The following is a 565-nucleotide window of genomic DNA, read 5'->3' on the forward strand; positions in this document are numbered from 1 at the left end:
AGTCTTCTGCGTACACTCCACAAAGATGTTTTCGCCATCTATCGTCATCTTCATCGGATAGAAACCCATGATCTGGCGGATGGCATCCGGAGCTGTTCGCTTCACGATACTCGTTGTAACCGTGAAATCCTCCAGTTCATCATACATAAAGTTGATACGATAATCCTTGGTGCTCTTGGCAAGGATGGTGAGTGCTTCTGACATAGAAGTGTTGCGGAAGCTGCGGGTGATGCGTTGGGCATAGATGGTCTGAAGAGAAAGGCTCATCAAACCTGCCAGCAGCATGATATATCTTAATCTTTTCATCTTATTCCACGATTAAAGTTTGACCTTCATGACGAATATTCACTTTCTCGAAATGATTCAACAGTTCGATAATATCATCCAGACTCATGTTCTTCTCCAGTTGCAGGAAGAGACGGATGTGGCGAGCCGACTCGTTCTGATAAGTTACCTGGAGATGGAAATGCCCGGCTATAGGAGTCAGTATATTCTGAAGCTCAGCGTTTTCGTAAACCAATGGGAACTGGGCAAGACTTGCAGAATCTGTCTTTTCTTCTATGTT

General features: G+C 44.4%; 1 protein-coding gene and 1 pseudogene. Both read right to left on the bottom strand.

Going from position 1 to position 565, the window contains the following annotated elements:
- Positions 1–306, bottom strand: a pseudogene (locus tag ACTQ53_RS17585) (outer membrane beta-barrel family protein); the annotation flags it as partial.
- A 1-nt stretch (position 307) separates the two neighbouring features.
- On the bottom strand, positions 308–565 hold a 258-nt coding region (locus ACTQ53_RS17590; RefSeq protein WP_441934612.1), incomplete at its 5' end, for a DUF4974 domain-containing protein.

The sequence above is a fragment of the Prevotella sp. Sow4_E9_plate genome, from assembly GCF_052116205.1.
GTDB lineage: Bacteria > Bacteroidota > Bacteroidia > Bacteroidales > Bacteroidaceae > Prevotella.